We start from the raw sequence: 17537 nt of genomic DNA, 5'->3' as shown, positions 1-17537 counted from the left end.
GCCTGGCCGGCCGGGGCGGCCGGCAGGTTGAAGCGCAGGTAGGTCTCGTACGCCGGGTTGCCGCGCACGGCAAGCGAGGTGGACGTGCCGTTAGTGGCGCTCGGGGCGCCCTGGTCGGTATGGGTGTCCTCCGCCACGGTGACCTTGGTGAGCGTGGCCGAGGGGCCCTTGACCACGTTGTAGTGGTTCTGGGATCTGGGCCTGGGTCAGCGCCGACGGGTAGACGGCTGTCTCGTCGATCTGGCCGGCGAAGAAGTTGCTCGTCGGACGGTCCGGCCACCAGTAGAGCTCGTCGCCCCCGATGTGCCAGCAGCCCGCGTACGGCTGGATGCCGCTGGTGTTGCCGCTGACGGAGGAGTCGGCCACGTACGGGCTGGTGGAACGCAGGCCTGGGCCACACGACGGCCTGGTTACCGACCGCTTCACCCGTCGCCCCGCGCCTGCCTGCGGGCTCGGGCCCGGCGGACCAGCAGCATCCCGCCAGCGGCCCCCGCGAGGGCGGCCACGGCCACGCCCGCCGTGGTCCACGAGAAGGTGCTGCCGCCGCCGGCCAGGGCGGGCGATGCGGATGCGGCGGCCGAGGGCACGGCCGTGCCCGAGGGGCTCGCAGGAGCGGGAGCGGTGGGTGCGGCGGAAGTGCTGGGTGGCGCCGGGTCGACGACCGGTACGGAGACCTCGCGTTCGGCGTGTCCCAGTGAGGGGAACCCGACGTGGACGTGCACCTTCCAGGTACCGGCCGGCAGGACCTCGGCCGTGCTCCAGCCGGTGCGCGTGCCCGCGTCCCGGACCAGCTTCCAGGGGCCCATCGCGCGGCTGCCGTCCGCGCTGGTCGCGTTCACCGTGGCGGCGACCGCCTCCTCGATGGCGTCCCCGTCGTTCTCCCAGGTGATGTCGGTGGTGAGGTGACCCTCCCGCTGCCCGTTGATCACGACCTTGACGGTGTCGCCGTGGGCCTGGGCCGGGGTCGCCAGGGCCACGGCCTGGGCGAGGAGGAGGAACAGGACCCCGAATCCGGTACGGCCGGGGAGGCTGTGGCGTGTACGCATCGGTTGTGGTGCTCCCTGGTGCGGTGGGATGCGAGTGGCCGCCACCGCTGCGGTGCGGTGCGGTGGAGGTGCGGTGCCGTGAGGGAGCCGGCGGACGGCCGCATGGGGAATACAGCCGTCCGCCGACGGTTGATCAGACGGTCGAAGGTCACCCGACCTTCTGGACCGTCCAGACCTGGGACGCGCGCCCGTCGGCACGCTGGAGGTCGAGCAGCCAGTCCCCGTAGTACGGCCGGTTGCTCACGGTGAGGGCGTAGCCGCCGCTCGCGTCGGTAATGGGGGTGGTGCCGGAGCGTGAGTTCAGCTTCCACTGCTGGGTGGGGGCGTTGCCGCACGCCTGCTGGGCGATCCACATGCCGGCGGCGGGGGCGCCGCCCGCCTGCAGGCACTTGCCCGAGACCGCGGACTTGATACGGACCAGGCCGCCGCCCGCGTCCTCGAACAGCCACTGCTGCTGCGCGTAGCCGTTGGCCCGCGCGCCCACGAGGAGGGTGCCGTCGGCGGCGCGGCCGCCCCACAGCTCGGCGGCCATGCCGGTACTGCCGTTGCCGAAGGTGTAGCGGGTGCCGGGGGTCGTGGTGCCGCCGCCGGCGCTGGTGGTGCGGAAGGTGGTGACGCTGCCGGGGCCGCTGTCACGGCCGGCTGCGTCGCGCACCGAGACAGCGACTTTGTACTCCGTGCCGGACTGGAGGTTGTAGATGTTCAGCGTCTGGGACTGGACCCAGGTGAGGTGCTTGCCGTTGAGGAGCACCTGGTACCAGGCGGCGCCGTCGACCTTGGGCCAGCTTGCCACCGCGGAGTTGGACCGGACCTGGCCGACGGTCACGGCCGGCCCGCCACCGGGCTTCTTGGTCGGGGTGGGGGTGGGCTTCGTGGTGGGCTGCGGGTTGGGGTCGGGGTTCGGGTTGCCGCCGTTGGCCTTCATCAGGAACTGGTTGTTCGCGATGTTCCAGTGCGTGGCGAGGTAGCTGCCCGCCTTGGGATTGGTGTGGAAGTAGTCGTCGTGGTTGCAGTCCAGGATGTTCTCGGCGGCCTGGTTGGAGCACATGATGCGCATCTGCGGGTAGTACGGGGTGTCCGAGTAGCACATGACGTCGTACTCGTCCGTGCAGTGGGCGCCGCGGCTGGTGTTGGGGGCGCTGTTGTTGACCGCGCCGAGGTTGTGGCCGAGTTCGTGCGCCGCGGTGTGGCCGCCCCAGCAGCCGGAGTCCGTACGGCCGTACGAGGGGCCGAAGTTGCTCTGGTTGTCCTGGCCGGGCCGCTCGTCGCCCGCGAAGGTGCCGATGCCGCAGTAGACCTGGGTGTCCGAGAAGATCATGTACTTGCGGTCGCGGCGGTTGAGGCCCTTGTCGGCGAGCGCGTTGTTGGTCGCGCTGAACTCGGAGAGCGCAGAGGCCGGAAGCTCGATGTTGAGCACCGTCGGCGTGCAGTCCGCGGCCGTGACGAAGCGGATGTGGCGGATGCCGCCGGTCTCCTGGGCGCTCGTGGAGTAGATGAGGTCGGCGTCGGCCGCCCACTTGCGGAACGAGCCGAGGTACTCGGAGTAGCGGTCGCGGTCGGAGCCGTGGACGTACACGACCTGGACGCGGTTGCCGGTGCTGCCGTCACCGTCGCACTGGACGGTCTGGCCGGCGGGACCGGCGGCCACGGTCTGGCCGCTGCCGCCAGCGGGTGCCGGGGCCTTCGACGCCGGGGCCTTGGCGGTGGCCGCGTCGGCGGCGGGCGCGTCCTGAGGACGCCCGCCGCCTCCGGCGGCAGCTGCTTCGCCGGACTCCGGGCGGGTCGGATCGGCCGCCACGGCCTTCGTCTTGACCGCAGGGGCGACGTCGGCCTTGATGTCGACGTCCTTCGGCGGGGCGTCGGGGCCGTGGCTGCAGAGCCCGGCTTCCGTGCGGTAGACGCCGACGCACTTGTCGCCCTTCGGCGCGGCCTTGAGGCCGTCGAAGACCATGCCGCGCGCGGTGTCGTTGGCGGGCGCGTCCGCGATGGCCGCGGGCTCCGCATCGCGGACTGGTGCGGCGGCCGGTACGAGGGTGTCCGCGGCTGCGTCGGCCTGAGTGGTGGTCCCCGCCTGGGCGTTGTCGCCCAGTCCGGAGTAGGCGATGCCCCCCGCTATCACCGCCGCCGATGCCATGGCGGCGGTGAGGAGTATCAACCGGCGCGGTTTGCGCCGGTGTTCACGTCTCTTTCGACGGCTACCCGTCATGCGCACCTCAAATCCTTGGTCGGAGGAGTGGGTGCACGAAACCCTGCCAGACGGGCGAGGTGGAGAATTCGGACAAACAGGAATGGGCTTTGAGGTATCTGACCGTTACCTTGGCGGTCAAATTTGATGATCCGTCAACTCTATTTAAAAGTAAGCTAGTTATGCGTGTAGACCAGGAAAGGTCCAGGCTTTTTCGATGGCGTCGTTATGGAATCGAGATAATTGATGAGGCTTGTTGACGGTAATTCAGTCGGTGATTCACCTATTTACTACCGGCCGAATTCCTCCTGTTACGAGCAGTGAGGAATCCCTCCGCTCCGCCTGAGGATGACGACTCGGCGATGCGGAGGCCTTGATGCGTGACGGGGCCGGTTGCCGACGGGTTGTGCAGCCTGGGCCCGAACTGACCTTCTGTGCCCGAACCTTCGTCTCGTATCCCGTCGCACTCACGCCCCCTGCAGGAGTGATCGGCACACACCGGGCACATGCAGGCGGCAGACCTCAACGAAAGCGGCCGCGCTGTACTGGGCGCCCCTGTCGGTATGGAAGACGGCGCCGTGGACCCGGCCGCCACGGGCGGCGACTGCCATCTCGATCGCGTCGGTGACCAGCGAGGTGCGCATGTGGTCCGCGACGGACCAGCCCACGACCTTCCTCGAGCAGATGTCGATCACCGTGGCGAGGCAGAGCCAGGTCGGGCCGACGGCTATGTAGGTGATGTCGCCGCACCACCTGGTGTTCAGGGCGTCCGCAGTGAAGTCGCGCATCACCAGGTCCGGCACGGGCGGCGCGGTCCTGTCCGCGATCGTCGTCCGTTTCTTCTTCCGCAGGTGGCGGCCGGCGATGTGGTTGATCCGCATCAGCCGGGTCACGCGCTTGTGGTTGATCCTGCGTCCTCTCGCACGCAGCTCGGCATGGACGCGCGGGGCGCCGCAGGCGCCATGGTGCTCGGTGTGGACGGCGCGGATCTCGCTCACGGTCCGCTTCTCCTCGGCCTGGCGCCCGGCGCGGGCCTGCCCGGTGGCCAGATGCCGGCAGTAGCCGGCGCGGGACGCTCCGAGCACCCGGCAGATCCGCTTGACGCCGAAGACGGCGCGGTGGTCGGAGATGAAGGCCCAGCGGCATGGGCTCACTTCATCTCCCGGGCGAAATAGGCGGCTGCCCGGCGCAGGATCTCGCGTTCCAGCCGCCACTCCTGCTCGGCTTTGAGCGGCCTGGCGTTCTCAGCCCGCAGCCGGGCAAGCTCCTGCGCCGCACTCACGCTGCCGTCGCGGCCCGTAGGCACGGCCTGGGCCTCGTCCTTGCGGACCCACGTCCGGAGCGACTCCGCGGTGATGCCGAGATCCGCGGCCACCGCCGCGTACGTCCGCTTCCCGGCCGCGGCGCGGTAGAGCGCGACAGCGTCGTTCCTGAACTCCCGCGGCGGCCTGGACGGCGCCGTATTCCACTCCGTCCACGGGGCGCAATACGTTCCCGGGCCTTCGCCGGCCTCTGCGACCAACTCTGGGTCACACGGTCGATGGGCGCGGTCGACACCAGCGCCGACAATGCCGCCTGCGAAAGCTTCCACGCATCCCTGAAACGCGAGACTCTCCAGGGCGCCCACGACGGGCTGTGGCAGGTCAGCCGCTTGAGGGCTGTACGCCTTCCCCGAACTTCGGCACGTCGGCACGCCCCGGTCACGTCCAGACGCAACCGTACGAAGTGGAGCGGGCGCCGCCATGCCCCGCGGTCGATGCCGGTGTCAGCGCTGACTTCCGCGACCTGCTCGGGGCCGGGCCGCCCGCAGCGACACGTGGGAAGGACGAGAGGCGGCGTGAACGAGCAGTCCCGGTGCCTCGTTCGTCTGACCGGTCTATAGGTTCGCCGGTATGCCGGGAGGTGCCTCTGTGGGAGGGCCTTCTGCGAGGGTGTGGTCCGCCGTGGGAGGGCGTCGATGGGTGCTATGGACCGTGTTCATGAGGTGGCGCAGGCGGAGGCCGTCTGGGGCGACGGCGGTGACGAGTGCGGCAGGCCCTGCCAGTGGGGTGAGGATGGCTTGGCCGTCTTCCGGCGCGTCCCTGAGCACCTGGATCTTGGGTGGCTTGTTCTCGAAGGCGGGATCGACGCTGAGGATTTGTCCGGTCGCTCGGTGGTGGCCCAGGACGGCAGGCCCGTTCCAGCCTGGTGCGCCTGGGCCGTATTCGGCTTCCTGGTCAAGGAGTACGTGTTCTCCGTGTCGGACGGTGAGCCGGGTAACCACGTGGCCCGGAAGTTCACCGGTGCGTCCGAGTACCTGCTCTTCGCGCAGGAGGAGCCGTGCGGTGGGAGCGAGATCGATGGTCCACGTCTGGCGAAGGTTGCTGCCGGCCGCGCAGATCAGCGGCTTGGGCAGCCAGTGGAGCTCCGCGTGCTCTTCCACGGTCAGGTGCACGTCGTAGGTGGCGTGTGCCGTGGTGGGCCCTTTGAGGGCGAGGGTTGCGGCGGTCGAGGTGATGTGGAGCTGCGAGTGCTGCTGGGCGATGGCTTCGATGCGGAGCCGGTCGCCGCCGAGGGGGGCGCTCATCGCGCCGACGATGCATACGCGGGCCTCGGTGCCGCGGGAACGAAGGCGCCGGAGTTCGAAGGGGCCATCGCCGTCGAGGACGGGCAGGGTGGTGGTGCCGCCCCTGGCTGCTGCCGTGATGCGGGCCGTGGCCCGTACGCCTGTGACAGGTGTGTGGCGGTCGGGCGGCTGGGCGTGCTCGGTGGTGAGGGTCATGCGGGGCCCGCGGTCCAGTCGGTGAGGCGTTCGCGGATCCAGTCGGCGACCGGTTTGACGCCGCCTTCCTCCTTGAGGCAGGTGAAGGCGACGGGGAGGTCACCGCGCTGGGCCTTCGCGTCGTGGGCCATGGCACCAAGGTCGGAGCCGACGTAGGGGGCGAGGTCGGTCTTGTTGATGACGAGGAGGTCTGCGGTGGTGACGCCGGGTCCCCCCTTGCGGGGGATGTCGTCGCCGCCGGCCACGTCGATGACGAAGATCTGGCTGTCCACCAGTCCTTTGGAGAAGGTGGCGGTGAGGTTGTCGCCACCGGATTCCACCAGGACCAGGTCGAGGGAGCCGACCTCCTCTTCCAGGTCCTCGACTGCTTCGAGGTTTGCGGAGATGTCGTCGCGGATGGCGGTGTGCGGGCAGGCACCGGTTTCGACGGCCTTGATCCGCTCGGGTGGCAGGACCGCCTCCCGGAGCAGGAAATCGGCGTCCTCGCGGGTATAGATGTCGTTGGTGACGACGGCGATGGACACTTCGGTGCGCAGTGCCCGGCACAGGGCGGCGACGGTGGCGGTCTTGCCCGAGCCGACCGGTCCGCCCAGGCCGATGCGCAGGGCGCGTCGGCTTCCGTCGGGGCGCGCAGGGTCGGCGGCGCGGTAGGTGTGCCGGCGGGGGAACTCTTCGTCGAGTTCGTGGCCGAGGTGCATACAGGCTCCTTGCGTCGTGTCTCGTGGCGGGTGGTCAGGAGGCGAAGAGGCGTACCGGCCAGGCGGCGTGCTGCTGTGCGGTGATGTCGAGCAGCGGCGCGGAGGCAGCGGGCAGTGCGTCGATGCCCTCTTCGGGGATGCGCTGGGCCGCCGTTGCGGCGGCGGCCGCGACACGGTCGATGTCCGGGACCAGGCGGGCCAGCACCGCGGTGGCATCGAACGGATCCAAGCTCAGCAGCCGGACTGTCGCCGTGGCCGGCCCGCTGACGGTTTCGTATGCGGCTGCATACGCGGCGTCCAGGGGGGTGAGGCCGGCCGACCGGGCGGCCAGGCCCAGCACCACTGGCTGGTGGGCGCCCCGGGGCCGGGCTGCGGCCAGGGCGTCGAGTTCGGGCGACGGCCAGGTGGCGCGGGCCGCCCGCATCATCTGCCGGCCCAGCTTGCGGGCTGTGGTCCGCAGCGCTGCCACCGGGGTGCGGGCGTCGGCGGCCCCGTCCAGGGCCAGTGGATCATGCCCTGCGGCGGTCGCGGCGGCCAGCGCCGCCGCGACCAGGCCCGCAGTGTGCAACCGGCCCCGGCAGAAATTCTCCAGCGAGCCGGCATCCTTGATCCGGCCCGCCGCCACGGCCGCTTCGGCGCCGCCGGAGTGTGCGTGGCCTCCGGCGGGGAAGCGGCCGTCGGCCAGAATGAGCAGCGCGGCACGGTTCATTGTTCGTTCCTCTTCACAGCTCAGGTCCTGCGGGGGCCGGGGTCTTCCGTCAGAAGAGGAAGTAGCGCTGTGCCATGGGAAGCTCGGAGACGTAGGCGCGGTCGACGATCTGGCCGTCGACGAAGGTCGTCACGTCCGTCACCTTCGCTCCGCCGACGATGACCTCGTAGGTGTCGGGGTCGATCCGGACGTGGGGGGTGGCACTGTTCTCCTTCATGTCGGCCTTCTTGACGGGACGTGTGTCCGTGATGGCCTTGAACTGTTTGGTCAGCTTGCGGCCCTTGGCCACACCGTTCTTGATGGCCCGATCGGTGACGAAGTTGTAGGAGAGAGAGCCGGGGGCCAGACCGGTAGCACCCCACATCGGGCGAGGCAGCACCGGCTGGGGGGTGGGGATGGACGCGTTGGCGTCGCCCACCTGCGCGTAGGCGATCTGCCCGCCCTTGATGACCACGTGCGGCTTCACCCCGAAGAACTTCGGCTCCCACAGCACCAAGTCGGCCAGCTTGCCGGTCTCCACCGATCCGACGACAGCGTCGATGCCCTGCGCGAGGGCCGGGTTGATGGTGTACTTCGCGACGTACCGGCGGGCGCGCCGATTGTCAGCCACCGGCGGTTCGGCCGGCGGAGTCGTAACCGCCGGCGTCTTGTCCTTGGCCTTCTTGGGCTTCGGCTCGGCCTCCGGCTTGTCCAGAGGCTGGTCTTCTTCCAGGAAGCCGCGGCGGACCTTCATGACGTGGGCGGTCTGCCAGGTACGCATGATCATCTCGCCGATGCGGCCCATGGCCTGGGCGTCCGAGGACATGATCGAGATGGCTCCGAGATCATGGAGGATGTCCTCGGCGGCCATCGTGGAGGGCCTGATCCGGGAGTCCGCGAAGGCCAGATCCTCCTCGACCTTCGGGTTGAGGTGATGGCAGACCATCACCATGTCGAAGTGCTCCTTGACCGTGTTGACGGTCAGTGGCCGGGTGGGGTTGGTGGAGGCGGGCAGCACGTTCGGCTCGCTCACCATCTTGATCATGTCCGGGGCGTGGCCACCGCCGGCACCTTCGACATGGAAGATGTGGATGGAGCGGCCGTCGATGGCGTCGATGGTGTCCTGGACGAAGCCGGCCTCGTTCAACGAGTCGGCGTGGAGCGCGAGCTGAACCCCGGTCTCCTTGCAGACCTCCAGGCACTTCTTGATGACGGCCGGGGTCGCGCCCCAGTCCTCATGGATCTTGAGTCCGATGACGCCGGCGTCCACCTGGTCGAGCATGGACTCCTTCGACATGGTGGCGCCCTTGCCGAGGAGTCCGATGTTCACCGGGAAGCCGTCCAGCGCCTCAAACATCCGGTCGATGTGCCACGAGCCCGGTGTGACGGTGGTGGCCGTGCTGCCCTCCGCCGGCCCCGTACCGCCGCCGATGAGCGTGGTGACCCCCGCGGCCAGCGCCTCATGTACCTGGTCGGGGCAGACGAAGTGGACGTGTGTGTCAATGCCGCCGGCGGTGAGGATCCTCCCCTTGCCCGCGATGACTTCGGTGTCCGGACCGATGACGAAGTCGGTGGGCCTCGGGCCGATACCGTTGTGACTGGCCCCCTCCTCGTGCAGAGGGTCCATCGTCTCGGGGTTGTACGCCTTGCCCAGCGCGACGATGTTCCCGCCCCGGATGGCGACGTCCGCTTTTACGACGCCCCAGTGGTCCAGGACGACCGCGCCGGTGATGACCGTGTCCGGAGGTACCGCGACGGTATCGCCGGCAGGCTTGCCGGGCCTGGCCTTGCCCGGATCACGCGGCACGATGGACTGGCCCATCGACTCACGGATCACCTTGCCGCCGCCGAAGACCATCTCGTTGCCGCTGCGCCCGGGTCCTCCGGACCAGTCGTCCTCGATCTTGATTCGCAATGCGGTGTCGGCGAGGCGAATACAGTCGCGGGTCGTCGGGCCGTACCGGTCCGCGTAGGCGGCGCGGGTCAACGGGTCGGACGGCTTGGGTTCGTCGTGGCAGCAGGAACAGTCGGGGCACTGAGCCATGGAATTCACACCTGCTCCCTGTCGAACGATCCCTTGACGTTGTCGAGCGAGCCCTTGACCTTCTGGGGCAGGCCCTTGACCTTGTCGCGCAGACCGTGAACGACGCGGGCGCCCTCGATGGGCACGAGCTCGACCTCTTCGGTGATGCCGGGTTCGAAACGTACGGAGCTGCCGGCGGGCACGTTCAGACGCAGGCCCCACGCTTGTTTACGGGGGAACCTGAGGCCGTCGTTGGCTTCGGCGAAGTGGTAGTGGGAGCCGACCTGGATGGGGCGGTCGGTCGGGTTCATGACGGTCATCTTCGTTACGTGGTTCAGCTGCCGATGGCGTTCGTTGAAGATCACCACCTCGTCACCCTTCCGCGGGGAGAAGTCCACCTTCCCTGGAGAGACGGACGGTTCTTCGTCCCCGGCTGCATCGGGGAAGGGGCCGTGAATCGTGACCAGCTTCGTGCCGTCGGGGAACGTCGCCTCCACCTGGACGTTCTCGATCATCTCCGGGACGCCCTCCATGACCTCCTCCCGGGACAGCACCTTCCGTCCGGAGGACATCAGCTCGGCGACGGTCCTACCGTCTCTGGCCCCCTCAAGGACATGCACGATCAACAGCGCCATTGTCTCGGGATAATTCAGCCGCACGCCGCGTGCCCGCCGCTTCTCCGCGACATCGGCCGCCACGTGCATCATCAGACGTTCTTGTTCGTGGGGGGTCAGGTGCACAGTCACTTCCCTGCAGTCGCTCCCGCCCAGGGCTCCTGCTCTGGGCCATGAGCCGAGGACGCGGCCACGCGCACCCACAGTCCGGACCTGCCCTCTACGGCATTGTTTCCGGCGCTGTTGGCACAGCTCCGTGGCCATCCAGCCCCAACTCAACGTGAAACCATCGTGATCACGCCGATGGGACCAAAGCGACGTACTGGCTGCACGGTACTCAAATGAGTGGTCGCCGGAACAGAGCGCCCAAAAAACCGTGCCGGGAATGATAGGAACCCCTCCCCGCGGCAACCGGGCCGACCAGCTCCGCCCCCGGATGCAGAAATCGGGATCCGGCGCCCGGCGGATCGGACCACGGGGCTCAACAGGCATTCCGTGCGCCCGGCCCGCGCGGTGAGCTCGACCGGCACGGGCGTGCGAATCGTTCCTGCGGTGATGCCCTTACGCCATGCGGGTGAGCACAGTCCGCTGGGGGCTTCCGGTGGCCGGGAGAGGCACCGTAAACGCGAGGGCCGTGTTGTCGTGCCGAAGGATGTATGTGATGAGCCGAGGCCTGATCGTGGTGGATGTGCAGAAGGACTCCTGTGAAGGGGGGGCAGTGTGCCCGTCGCGGGCGGCGCGCGGATCGCGACGGCGGTCGTGGCCGACTTTTTCCCACTGGTCGAGCATGGGCTGCCACCATTCGTCAGCCGCAACCATCCACCGTGCCAGGCGCTGCCCTTCGGCAACCTGCTCATTGCCCGGCCAATCGCCATGCCGCTCGATCCGGTCGAGCACGAAGAGGTCGGGCTGCTCGTACAGGTTCGTGCGAAGGAACCGCAGCCGCCGTACCCGTGCCTCGTCTGCCTGCTGCTGAGCAAGGTCCTCCCGTGCGCTCTCCGAGAGCGCCAGTTCTACACGGGCAGCTAGACACCGGAACCCGGATGCGCGGGTGTGTTCCGGGGCGCCGAGCTCGGCGTTGATGGTGTCCTGCGCGGTGCGCACCTCGACGGCTGTGAAGAGCTGCGCGATCTCGCCGGCCCGCGCGAGGGTCCGGCTGAGTACAAGGTCTTCGAGATTGGGTCGGGCCCGTAGCGGGGGACGCCACTTGATCGTGAACGTGGCCTCAAAATGGATACCGGGGGTTGCGCAACGGAGCATCCGTGGCTGGGTGCAGTGGATCGTGCGGGCCCGGCGTAGCCAGAACCACCTCATGCCGGATCCCTGTTGAGCTGGATCACCGTGCGGACACGCGGGTCTACGAGACGGTCCCAGAAGTCGTTGGCCGCGTTCGTCTCTCCGTCGACCGAAACGTGCTCCAGTGCCTGCATCAGGCTCACGGAGGCCTTGAAGATCTTCTGGCCGCGCAGGACGGGGAGCAACCCGTCGCGAACGCGGGTGTAGGTGTCGGGGTCGGTTGCCGACTGCCTGATCCATGTGGTGAGGCGGTTGATGGCGTCCGGCGCCGTGACGACGTCTCCCAACAGGTCCTGCAGTGCCCGTTTCACGTCCACCTCGGACGGGACTTCATCGGACAGCAGCCACGGGGTGGTAGTGCCCGGTACGGACATCAGGGCCAGGAAGGCCGCGGTGCCGGCCCCGCGGGACCGACCTGACTGCTGCCATGCGCGTACCTCGGTGATGAGCCGGGCCACCCCGGCGGGGTGCTGCGCCTGCTCTACGAAGGCTTTGAGGGCCTCGGACCAGGTTGATTCGTGCCCGCTGTCAGCGATCGGTCAGCATGAGTCCTGGAAGACCTGGGGAAGCTGACCGAACTTGCGAATCGTTGTACGCTGCCGGGACCGCCCTTGACCTGCTGAAGCAGGCAGGGAGCAGACATATCGGGAGTATTCGCATGCTTCGTACCATGTTCAAGTCCAAGATCCACCGGGCCACGGTCACCCAGGCCGACCTGCACTACGTCGGGTCCGTGACCGTCGACGCCGATCTGCTCGATGCGGCGGATCTGCTGCCCGGGGAGCTCGTCCACATCGTGGACATCACCAACGGGGCGCGGCTGGAGACGTACGTCATCGAGGGCGAGCGCGGTTCCGGGGTCATCGGGATCAACGGCGCCGCCGCGCACCTCGTACACCCCGGGGACCTCGTCATCCTGATCAGCTACGCACAGGTCGAGGACGCCGAGGCGCGGGTGTTGAAGCCCCGCGTCGTGCACGTGGACGCGGACAACCGCATCATCGAACTGGGCGCGGATCCGTCCGCCCCGGTACCGGGAACGGACCAGGAGCGCAGCCCCCACGCGGTGGCTGTCTGAGGGGAGTCGGGGACCATGTCGCAGACCGGGGCCGTCGAGTTCAAGGACGATCGCAAGGCCGGACGGCTGCTCGCCGTCGAGGACGGTGAGGTGGTCGGCCTCATCGCGTACTTCGTGCTCGACGCGGCGCCGCACGCCCTCGTGGCGGTGCACACCATCGTCGAGCCCGGGCACGAGGGGCGGGGGATCGCCGGGGACCTGGTGAAGGGCTTCTACGGGATCGCCGCGGCCGAGGGGGTGCCGGTGGTTCCGCTGTGCCCGTACGCGGCGAGCTGGGCCGCCCGCCACCCCGACCAGGCGCCCGAGGCGCCGGCCGAGGTCGTCGCGGCGGCGAAGGCGCAGCTCGACGAGAGCCCCGACCTGTGGTGACCGACCCGAAGAACCCGACGGGCCTGACCCTGCTGCACACCTCGCCGGTCCACGTGCCGGTCTTCGAGGCCCTGCGGGACCGGGACCACCCCGGCGCCGTGCTGCGCCACCTCGTGGTGCCGGAGCTGCTGGACCGGGCCCGTGCGCAGGGCCCGGACTCGGTGGCTGCGGACCTGCGGGACCTGCTGGCCGGCTCCGGCGGCCCGGTCCTCGTCACCTGCTCGAGCATCGGCGGCGTCGCGGAGTCCCTGGCCCCCGAGCTGGGCGTCCCCGTCCTGCGCGTCGACCGCCCGATGGCGGCCGAGGCCGTCCGTACGGGCCCGCGCATCGTGGTCCTGGCCACGGTGGAGTCGACACTGGCCCCGACGGTCGCCCTCGTGGCCGAGGAGGCGGAGCGGGCCGGCCGCCCGGTGTCGGTCCGTACGCACCTGGTCGCCGGGGCCTGGGACCGCTTCGCGGCCGGGGGCACCGCCGGCTCCCTCGGCCTCGTGGCCGAGGCGGCCGACGCCGTCACCGGCGCGGACGTCATCGTCCTGGCCCAGGCCTCGATGGCCGACGCCGCGGCCCTGACCACGACGCCCACCCCGACGCTCTCGAGCCCGTCCCCGGGCCTGGCGGCGGCGCTCCTCGCGCAGCCCGTGTGACCTGACGGCCGGGATCGCCCGGTGGCCTCGTACTCCGGGCGAACGAGGTCGCCGGGCGAATGAGGTCGCCGGGTGAACGAGGTCGCCGGGCGTACGGGGCCGGATCCGGGGAAGGTGGGGCATATGGTGCGAAACGAAGACCAGACGCAGCCGCCCGGCCCCGGGCCGGATCCTGTGCCGCCCACGCCCGGGCCGCATCCCTTCCCGGACCCCGAGCCCATTCCGCGGCCGGTGCCGCCCGTACCCGCGCCGGTGCCCGAGCCCGATCCGGTACCGCCGCCGCCCGGGCCCGCGCCGCTCCCGCAGCCCGGCCCCCTGAGCAGGAGCCGGGCCGCCCGGAGCTAGGCCGTACGGATCTCGGAGCGGTCGCCGCTCCAGAGGGTGTGGAACGAGCCCTCGCGGTCGGTGCGCCGGTAGGTGTGCGCCCCGAAGAAGTCCCGCTGCCCCTGCGTGAGGGCCGCCGGGAGCCGCTCCGCGCGCAGCGCGTCGTAGTACGCCAGTGAGGCCGCGAAGGCCGGGGCCGGGATGCCGTGGCGCACCGCCGCCACCAGGACCTCCCGCCAGTCGTCCTGCGCCGCGCCGATCTCCTGGGCGAAGCCCGCGTCCGCCAGCAGGCTCGGCAGGTCCGGCTGCGCGTCGTACGCCGTGCGGATCCGGTCCAGGAACGCCGCCCGGATGATGCAGCCGCCCCGCCACAGCGAGGCCACCGCGCCCGGGTCCACGCCCCAGCCGTACTCCTCGCTGCCCGCCAGGATCTGGTGGAAGCCCTGGGTGTACGAGACGATCTTCGAGGCGTACAGCGCCTGCTCCACCTGGGCCGCGAACGCGTCCGCCGCCTGCGTCGACAGCGGCTCGGCCGCCGGGCCCGCGAGCCCCCGGGATGCCGTACGCAGCTCCCCGTGGCCCGAAACCGAACGGGCGAAGACGGCCTCCGCGATCCCCGACACCGGCACGCCCAGGTCCAGCGCGATCTGCACGGTCCAGCGGCCGGTGCCCTTCTGCTCGGCCGCGTCGGCCACGACGTCGACGAACGGGCGCCCGGTCGCTGCGTCGGTGTGGGCGAGCACCTCCGCCGTGATCTCGATCAGGTACGAGTCCAGCCGGCCCCGGTTCCACGCCCGGAAGGTCTCCGCGATCTTCGCGGGGGAGTAGCCGGCGACCTCGCGCAGCAGGTGGTAGGCCTCGGCGATGAGCTGCATGTCGGCGTACTCGATGCCGTTGTGCACCATCTTGACGAAGTGTCCGGCGCCGTCGGGGCCGACGTGCGAGACGCACGGCGTACCGTCGGAGGCCTTCGCCGCGATCTTCTCGAGCATCGGACCGAGGGAGGCGTACGACTCGGCGGAACCGCCCGGCATGATGCTCGGGCCGAGCAGCGCACCCTCCTCGCCGCCCGAGATGCCGGCGCCCACGAAGTGGATGCCCTGCTCGCGCAGCTCCTTCTCGCGCCGCCGGGTGTCCTCGAAGTGCGCGTTGCCGCCGTCGATGATGACGTCGCCCGGCTCCAGCAGCGGGGCGAACTCGCGGATCACGGCATCGGTCGGCTCCCCGGCCTTCACCATGACGATCAGGCGGCGCGGCCGCTCCAGCGCGTCCACGAACTCCTTCGCGGACTCGGCGGCGACGAAGGTCCCCTCGTGCCCGAACTCCTCCACCAGCGCGGTGGTCTTCGCGGCCGTCCGGTTGTGGACGGCGACGGAGAAGCCGTTGCGGGCGAAGTTCCGGGCGAGGTTGCTCCCCATCACCGCGAGCCCGGTGACACCGATCTGGGCCGTGCTGCTCATGCATGCGCTCCTGAGTGCTTCGATGTGCGGGTCAAAGCGACGCTACACGGGCAGATATACCTGCAGATCCCACGCCATGCGAAAGCTTGTCAACTTCCGCGAAGGTGCGCCCTGTTGCGCCCCTTGTCATGCTCTGATCGCGCCGTTAGGTTGTGCGGTTCCTGATGTCTTCAATGGGGGCTCCCATGGGTGTACGGGGTCGGCACCGCCGGTACCAGCCGAGCAGCATCAACCGCGCCTCGCTCGCCGTCACCGCCGGTGGCGCCGGGCTCGCACTCCCTCTGATCGGTGCCGGAACCGCCCACGCCGCCTCGGTGGACACCTGGAACAAGGTCGCCGACTGCGAGTCCACCAACAACTGGCACATCAACACCGGCAACGGCTACTACGGCGGGCTCCAGTTCAGCCAGAGCACGTGGCGCGCCTTCGGCGGCACCGCGTACGCCGCCCGCGCCGACCAGGCCACCAAGGACCAGCAGATCGCGGTCGCCGAGAAGGTCCTCGAGGGACAGGGCCCGCAGGCCTGGCCGGTCTGCGGGAAGCAGTCCGGGCTCTCGCGCAGCGGCCCGGCGCCCGCCGTCTCCCCACAAGGTCAGGGCCAGGGCGTGAAGGTCCAGGTCCAGGTCCAGGAGGCGGAGCCCGCCGCCCCGCAGACCACCACGCCCCGCCCGACCGGGACTTCGGTCCTGCCGAACCCGTACGTCGTCGCGCCGGGCGACTCCCTCTCGGCGATCGCCACGAGCCAGCACGTAGAGGGCGGCTGGCAGGCGCTGTACGAGACCAACCGGGCCACGGTGGGCGGCAACCCGAACCTGATCTTCCCCGGTCAGCGGCTCACCCTGCGCATCACCGCGGCGCCGGCCCCGCCGACCGCCCCGCCCGCGCAGAACCCCGAGAAGCCGCCGCGTACGGCCGAGCCGGTCAAGCCCGTGGAGCCGAACGCGCAGAAGCCGGCCGGGAAACCGGCGGAGAAGCCGGCCGCACAGCCCGCCGAGAAGCCCGCCCCCGCAGCCGCCTCAGTGCAGCAGAAGCCCGCCTCGGGCGGCTTCGTCGCCCCCGTGGACGCCGCCGCCATCGGCACCTCGTACCACGTCGCGGGTTCCTCCTGGTCCAGCGGCTACCACACGGGCGTCGACTTCCCGGTGGCCACCGGGACCTCCGTCAAAGCCGTCGGCCCCGGCGAGGTGGTCTCCGCCGGCTGGGCCGGTGCGTACGGATACCAGGTCGTCATCCGGCACGCCGACGGCCGGTACTCCCAGTACGCGCACCTGTCGGCGCTCGGGGTCAAGGCCGGGCAGCAGGTCTCGGGCGGCCAGCGGATCGGCCGCTCCGGCTCCACCGGCAACACCACCGGACCGCACCTCCACTTCGAGATGCGCACGTCCCCCGGCTACGGCTCCGACATCGACCCGCTGAAGTACCTCCGCGGCCGCGGCGTCAGCATCTGACCCCCGCACCTGCGGCGGTACGACCGTGAGCAGTATCAGGCCGGCCGCCGCCACCACGCCGCTCGCCAGTGCCGCCGCCGTACCCGCGGCCCCGTACCGGAAGCCCTCGTCGAACACGGAGATGCCGACCGCCGCCGCGACCACCGGGTTCACCACGGTCACCGTGGCCAGCGGCGCGGTCAGCCCCGCGCCCCGGTAGGCCGCCTGGGAGAGCAGCAGTCCGCCGGCCGCCAGGACGGCGATCACCGTCAGGTCGGGCCACAAGGAGCCGAGCGCGCCCGGGGTGAGCCTCTCGGCGTTCTCGGCCACCGACTTGGTGAACACGGAGGCCATGCCGAAGGCCACCCCCGCCGCGGCCGCCAGCAGCACGCTGCGCAGTACCGGCCGGTGCATCCGCTGCGCCGCCGCGAAGAGCCCGGCCACCCCGGCCCCCGTGACGATCAGCAGCAGGCTCCGTTCCCCGCCCGCCAGCGGCTGGTCCGTGTCCCCGTCCCCGCCCGTCAGCGCCAGCAGCCCGGCCAGCCCCACCGTGGCCAGCACCGCGCCGCGCCAGGCCGCCGCACCCGCCCGGCGGTGTACGAGGACCGCCGCCATCGGCAGCGCGAAGACGATGGTCAGCGCACCGAGCGGCTGCACCAGGCTCAGCGGCCCGTACGCGAGGGCCACCACGTGCAGCAGGGCGCCCAGGCCGTTCAGCCCGACCGCGAACCACCAGCCGGCCCGGTGCAGCAGCGCGTACGGGCGGTCCGGGGTGCTCGCCGCGACCTGTTCCTGGACGATCGCGCCGCACGCGTACGCGACGGCGGACACCAGGCAGAGCAGGACCGACAGCGCAAGGGCACTCATGAATTCCACAATGCCCCACCTGAGCTGCCTATTCCTCCCCCTACAGGTGGTCACCGG

Annotated in this window: 14 protein-coding genes and 3 pseudogenes; 5 read left to right on the top strand and 12 right to left on the bottom strand. The window is 70.3% G+C overall.

Going from position 1 to position 17537, the window contains the following annotated elements:
* Positions 1 to 422: 422 nt before the first annotated feature.
* From OG299_RS07635 to OG299_RS07625, 3 genes and pseudogenes are all read right to left on the bottom strand, one after another.
* Positions 423 to 1046 carry a hypothetical protein gene (locus OG299_RS07635; protein WP_327360996.1) on the bottom strand — a complete coding sequence of 208 codons (624 nt, stop codon included), beginning with the start codon at positions 1044 to 1046 and terminating at the stop codon, positions 423 to 425.
* Positions 1047 to 1194: 148 nt separating this feature from the next.
* Positions 1195 to 3201, bottom strand: a complete 2007-nt coding sequence (locus OG299_RS07630; RefSeq protein WP_327360995.1) for an RICIN domain-containing protein — start codon at positions 3199 to 3201, stop codon at positions 1195 to 1197.
* Positions 3202 to 3737: 536 nt separating this feature from the next.
* Positions 3738 to 4669 (bottom strand): annotated as a pseudogene (locus OG299_RS07625) (IS3 family transposase); the annotation flags it as partial.
* A 7-nt stretch (positions 4670 to 4676) separates the two neighbouring features.
* Here OG299_RS07625 and OG299_RS07620 point away from each other — a divergent pair.
* Positions 4677 to 4852, top strand: a pseudogene (locus tag OG299_RS07620) (IS3-like element ISRhosp5 family transposase); the annotation flags it as partial.
* A gap of 255 nt (positions 4853 to 5107) precedes the next feature.
* Here the strand turns inward: OG299_RS07620 and OG299_RS07615 are convergent.
* The 7 genes from OG299_RS07615 to OG299_RS07585 all read right to left on the bottom strand — a co-directional run bounded on the left by OG299_RS07615 (position 5108) and on the right by OG299_RS07585 (position 11769).
* Positions 5108 to 5992 (bottom strand): urease accessory protein UreD, encoded by an 885-nt coding sequence (locus OG299_RS07615; protein WP_266635318.1) that lies wholly within the window; start codon positions 5990 to 5992, stop codon positions 5108 to 5110.
* Complete coding sequence (ureG, locus tag OG299_RS07610) at positions 5989 to 6690, bottom strand: urease accessory protein UreG (RefSeq protein ID WP_266635319.1); 702 nt, start codon at positions 6688 to 6690, stop codon at positions 5989 to 5991. Before ureG ends, OG299_RS07615 begins: the two co-directional genes overlap by 4 nt.
* 34 nt (positions 6691 to 6724) lie before the next feature.
* Positions 6725 to 7399, bottom strand: a complete 675-nt coding sequence (locus OG299_RS07605) for an urease accessory protein UreF (protein WP_266635320.1) — start codon at positions 7397 to 7399, stop codon at positions 6725 to 6727.
* A 49-nt stretch (positions 7400 to 7448) separates the two neighbouring features.
* Positions 7449 to 9422: an urease subunit alpha gene (locus OG299_RS07600; protein ID WP_327364476.1), complete on the bottom strand. Its 1974-nt coding sequence runs from the start codon at positions 9420 to 9422 to the stop codon at positions 7449 to 7451.
* A gap of 5 nt (positions 9423 to 9427) precedes the next feature.
* Positions 9428 to 10141 carry an urease subunit gamma gene (locus tag OG299_RS07595; protein WP_327360994.1) on the bottom strand — a complete coding sequence of 238 codons (714 nt, stop codon included), beginning with the start codon at positions 10139 to 10141 and terminating at the stop codon, positions 9428 to 9430.
* Positions 10142 to 10576: 435 nt separating this feature from the next.
* The gene (locus OG299_RS07590) at positions 10577 to 11329 is read right to left on the bottom strand and encodes a hypothetical protein (protein ID WP_327360993.1); all 753 of its coding nucleotides are present in this window, start codon (positions 11327 to 11329) and stop codon (positions 10577 to 10579) included.
* The gene (locus OG299_RS07585; protein ID WP_266635323.1) at positions 11326 to 11769 is read right to left on the bottom strand and encodes a hypothetical protein; all 444 of its coding nucleotides are present in this window, start codon (positions 11767 to 11769) and stop codon (positions 11326 to 11328) included. The genes OG299_RS07590 and OG299_RS07585 overlap by 4 nt, the downstream gene beginning before the upstream one ends.
* Before the next feature lie 200 nt (positions 11770 to 11969).
* On the opposite strand from OG299_RS07585, the gene panD reads away from it, so the two are divergent.
* Genes panD through OG299_RS07570 form a run of 3 tightly spaced genes read left to right on the top strand, consistent with a single transcriptional unit; the run spans position 11970 to position 13402 of the window.
* On the top strand, positions 11970 to 12389 hold the full coding sequence (gene panD / locus OG299_RS07580; protein WP_030870250.1) for an aspartate 1-decarboxylase: 420 nt from the start codon (positions 11970 to 11972) through the stop codon (positions 12387 to 12389).
* A gap of 15 nt (positions 12390 to 12404) precedes the next feature.
* Positions 12405 to 12758: a GNAT family N-acetyltransferase gene (locus tag OG299_RS07575; RefSeq protein ID WP_327360992.1), complete on the top strand. Its 354-nt coding sequence runs from the start codon at positions 12405 to 12407 to the stop codon at positions 12756 to 12758.
* Positions 12755 to 13402 (top strand): aspartate/glutamate racemase family protein, encoded by a 648-nt coding sequence (locus OG299_RS07570; protein ID WP_327360991.1) that lies wholly within the window; start codon positions 12755 to 12757, stop codon positions 13400 to 13402. The genes OG299_RS07575 and OG299_RS07570 overlap by 4 nt, the downstream gene beginning before the upstream one ends.
* Before the next feature lie 341 nt (positions 13403 to 13743).
* Here the strand turns inward: OG299_RS07570 and gndA are convergent, their stop codons facing one another.
* A complete protein-coding gene (gndA, locus tag OG299_RS07565; RefSeq protein WP_327360990.1) occupies positions 13744 to 15186 on the bottom strand; it encodes an NADP-dependent phosphogluconate dehydrogenase in 1443 nt (480 codons plus the stop codon).
* 185 nt (positions 15187 to 15371) lie between these two features.
* Here gndA and OG299_RS07560 point away from each other — a divergent pair, with 185 nt between their 5' ends.
* Complete coding sequence (locus OG299_RS07560) at positions 15372 to 16634, top strand: transglycosylase family protein (protein ID WP_327360989.1); 1263 nt, start codon at positions 15372 to 15374, stop codon at positions 16632 to 16634.
* Between the two features lie 102 nt (positions 16635 to 16736).
* Here OG299_RS07560 and OG299_RS07555 read toward each other — a convergent pair.
* Positions 16737 to 17480, bottom strand: a pseudogene (locus tag OG299_RS07555) (DMT family transporter); the annotation flags it as partial.
* Between the last annotated feature and the right edge of the window lie 57 nt (positions 17481 to 17537).

This window comes from Streptomyces sp. NBC_01296 (assembly GCF_035984415.1).
Taxonomy (GTDB): domain Bacteria; phylum Actinomycetota; class Actinomycetes; order Streptomycetales; family Streptomycetaceae; genus Streptomyces.
The sequence above is the reverse complement of the archived record's forward strand: the minus strand, read 5'-3'. Positions and strand labels throughout refer to the sequence as shown.

Bases quoted from the DNA above. Each gene is read 5' to 3' on its own strand.
- ureG (WP_266635319.1), bottom strand. From the start codon at position 6,690: ATGCACCTCGGCCACGAACTCGACGAAGAGTTCCCCCGCCGGCACACC.
- OG299_RS07635 (WP_327360996.1), bottom strand. From the start codon at position 1,046: ATGCGTACACGCCACAGCCTCCCCGGCCGTACCGGATTCGGGGTCCTG.
- OG299_RS07600 (WP_327364476.1), bottom strand. From the start codon at position 9,422: ATGGCTCAGTGCCCCGACTGTTCCTGCTGCCACGACGAACCCAAGCCG.
- OG299_RS07590 (WP_327360993.1), bottom strand. From the start codon at position 11,329: ATGAGGTGGTTCTGGCTACGCCGGGCCCGCACGATCCACTGCACCCAG.
- panD (WP_030870250.1), top strand. From the start codon at position 11,970: ATGCTTCGTACCATGTTCAAGTCCAAGATCCACCGGGCCACGGTCACC.
- OG299_RS07615 (WP_266635318.1), bottom strand. From the start codon at position 5,992: ATGACCCTCACCACCGAGCACGCCCAGCCGCCCGACCGCCACACACCT.
- OG299_RS07575 (WP_327360992.1), top strand. From the start codon at position 12,405: ATGTCGCAGACCGGGGCCGTCGAGTTCAAGGACGATCGCAAGGCCGGA.
- OG299_RS07605 (WP_266635320.1), bottom strand. From the start codon at position 7,399: ATGAACCGTGCCGCGCTGCTCATTCTGGCCGACGGCCGCTTCCCCGCC.
- gndA (WP_327360990.1), bottom strand. From the start codon at position 15,186: ATGAGCAGCACGGCCCAGATCGGTGTCACCGGGCTCGCGGTGATGGGG.
- OG299_RS07560 (WP_327360989.1), top strand. From the start codon at position 15,372: ATGGGTGTACGGGGTCGGCACCGCCGGTACCAGCCGAGCAGCATCAAC.